The organism is Marinomonas pontica, from assembly GCF_026191375.1.
GTDB lineage: Bacteria > Pseudomonadota > Gammaproteobacteria > Pseudomonadales > Marinomonadaceae > Marinomonas > Marinomonas pontica.
The window spans coordinates 1-2,591 of sequence record NZ_JAODTL010000003.1 but is presented as its reverse complement, the minus strand read 5'-3'; the positions used below and the strand labels follow the sequence as shown (position 1 = coordinate 2,591).

The following is a 2,591-nucleotide window of genomic DNA, read 5'->3' as shown; positions in this document are numbered from 1 at the left end:
CATCGTCTTGGACTATCCTTGCAAGACGTGCAGGTGGTGAGTTTGCATGGTCGTCCACTGGCGTCTTTACGTCGTCACTTACAGTCGAATACAACCTTGGTGTTACTGACCGATCAATACAGTCAGCCGCAACATATTGCCGAAGAGTGTATAAAAGCTGGGCTTGATAAAAGTGAGATTACCGTATGTGAAGCCTTGGGTTATGAACAAGAAAAAGTCCGTACTTTTAGTGCCAAGTCTTTATTAGATACAGAAATAGATTGGGATCCGCTGAATGTGGTTGTGCTGAAAACCAGCCAACAAGCCTCACTTTATCCAAGCAGTGTTGGCATTCCTGATACGTCTTTTGTGACAGATAAAGGCGATGGAAAAGGCATGATAACCAAGCGGGAAGTGCGTTTGGCAATTTTGTCTTACATGAACATTCAGCAAGGCGACACAGTGTGGGATATTGGCGCTGGCTGTGGTGGTGTGAGCGTGGAGATGGCCTACTGGCATCCACGCAGTCAAGTTATCGCCATTGAACATCACCCAGACCGTTTAGCCTGTTTAACCGCCAACCAAGAACGTTTTGGTGTGATGCAGAATTTATCGATTGTCGCAGGGCGAGCGCCGGACGTGCTGGTGGATTTACTTGCTGACAATTTGTTTTCTGATAACAACGCACAACATGGCAGACCGAACAAAGCCTTCATTGGCGGCAGTGATGGTGAATTGAATGCCTTGATGACGCAAGTTTGGGAGCTATTGCCCGATGATGGCAGCTTGATGGTCAGCGCTGTTACCGAAGAGACAAAATATCAGGTCATGCAGTTCGCCCAACAGCGTGACCAAGCACAAGACGCCGACGAGCAGAGTTTGCAGGTGTCCATTACCAAAGGCGAGCGATTGGCGGGGCAGCGTTTATTTCGTCCTAGTCTGCCCGTGACGCTTTATCATTTTCGAAAATATACGGCCACAACATCGGCCATCAATACAAATCATAAGGAAAGCGCACAATGAGTGCCTCGGAAACATCACAAAAAACAGGCCGATTCATTGGTGTGGGCGTTGGCCCCGGTGATCCAGAATTGATCACTTTAAAAGCCTTACGTTTAATTCAGCGTGCCAGTGTAGTGAGTTACCTTGCCAACGACGAAGGGGGGTCTCAAGCGAAAACCATCGCCAGCGAAGCCTTCGCTGGCGTGACTCATGCGCAAAATGAAATAGCCATTGTCATGCCGATGTCGACGGATCGTTCGTTGGCGAATGAAGCGTACGACAATGGCGCAAAAGCCATTGCCAATGAGTTATCGCAAGGCAAAGACGTGGTCTTCTTGTGTGAAGGCGACCCGTTGTTTTTTGGCTCTTTCGCGTATTTATTAGAGCGCCTAGAAGGCGATTTTCAATGCCAAGTGGTGCCGGGCGTGTCATCCATCAACGCGGCATCGTCTGCCTTGAATCATCCGTTAACCGTGTTAAAAGAATCCTTTGCGGTGGTGAGCGGTCGTCATACTGCCCAACAAATTGATACTGCGCTAGAACAACACGACAGTGTGGTTATTATGAAAGCAGGACGTGCGCGTCCTCGCATCTTGATGGCGTTGCGCAAAACCAATCGTATGCAAGATGCCAAATATCTTGAATACATTGGCCGTGACAACGAACGTATCGTGCGCGATGTATCCACCTTGGAAGACAAAGCAGGGCCGTATTTCTCCTTGTTTGTGGTGACTAGAAGCGAGCGAGGCACTCGGTGATACGCTTTATCGCATTAACGCCAGCAGGTGAAAGTCTCGCGCAAAAACTCTTGTCTAAAGGCGTACAAAATAATTGGCCGGATGCGGTCGTTGATTACAAGCCAAAACCTTTCGCCGAGTTTGTTCAAACGGGGTTTAAAAACGGTGATTGGCTGGTGTTTATTTGTGCCACTGGCATCGTAATGCGAACGCTCGCGCCGGTGCTGCAAGACAAATATCAAGACCCGCCAGTCTTGGTATTGGACGAAGATGGCAAGTTTGTCATTCCATTGTTATCCGGTCATGAAGGCGGTGCAAACGAGTGGGGCGCGCAAGTGGCAGCATCCCTTGGCGCACAGTTGGTGATGACCACCGCGAAGCCTTACTTGAATCCTATCTATACTTTGGGAATGGGCTGCGAACGCAACTGCCCGCTGGAATTTATCGAAACCCTGATGCTTGACGCTCTAGCAAAAAGGCTTAACGCCAAAGCAAATCCACTCTTTAAACAGCATCGACATCAAAGCCGACGAAACCAATCTCATCGCTCTCGCTGACAAATACCATTGGGATTTCAACACCTACAGCGCCCAAGATCTTGCGCCAATGGAGTCGCTTCTTAGTACTAAATCCGACTACATCTTCAACCCGTCGGCGTCTACGGCGTTGCGGAATCTGCCGCGCTGTTAGCGGCTCAAATGGAAACCGGCACAGAACCAGAGCTTATCTTGAATAAAATCAAAAACGCCAAAGCGACCTGTGCGGTGGCGAGATCGTATCAATCTCGATAAGCTGGTAAGAAACACAGACAAAGCGATAAGGTTGTGAGCGTTCTAGGTGGAAAATGTAAGTAATTGTATAAGGAATTTATTG

The 2,591-nt window shown here is 48.6% G+C and carries 5 protein-coding genes; all 5 read left to right on the top strand.

Translation table 11 applies throughout. The annotated features are described in order from the left end of the window. Positions 1–1,002, top strand: a 1,002-nt coding sequence (cbiT, locus tag N5P32_RS00155) for a precorrin-6Y C5,15-methyltransferase (decarboxylating) subunit CbiT (RefSeq protein ID WP_265727205.1), incomplete at its 5' end; no start/stop codon positions are given. Beyond that, positions 999–1,739 (top strand): precorrin-2 C(20)-methyltransferase, encoded by a 741-nt coding sequence (gene cobI, locus N5P32_RS00150; RefSeq protein WP_265727204.1) that lies wholly within the window; start codon positions 999–1,001, stop codon positions 1,737–1,739. The genes cbiT and cobI, both read left to right, overlap by 4 nt. Further along, positions 1,736–2,275 (top strand): hypothetical protein, encoded by a 540-nt coding sequence (locus N5P32_RS00145; RefSeq protein WP_322783784.1) that lies wholly within the window; start codon positions 1,736–1,738, stop codon positions 2,273–2,275. Before cobI ends, N5P32_RS00145 begins: the two co-directional genes overlap by 4 nt. Then, on the top strand, positions 2,214–2,408 hold the full coding sequence (locus N5P32_RS17860) for a cobalamin biosynthesis protein (protein WP_322783786.1): 195 nt from the start codon (positions 2,214–2,216) through the stop codon (positions 2,406–2,408). The genes N5P32_RS00145 and N5P32_RS17860 overlap by 62 nt, the downstream gene beginning before the upstream one ends. After that, positions 2,348–2,509, top strand: coding sequence for a cobalamin biosynthesis protein (locus N5P32_RS17855; protein WP_322783785.1), 162 nt, complete (start codon positions 2,348–2,350; stop codon positions 2,507–2,509). Before N5P32_RS17860 ends, N5P32_RS17855 begins: the two co-directional genes overlap by 61 nt. Positions 2,510–2,591: the final 82 nt, after the last annotated feature.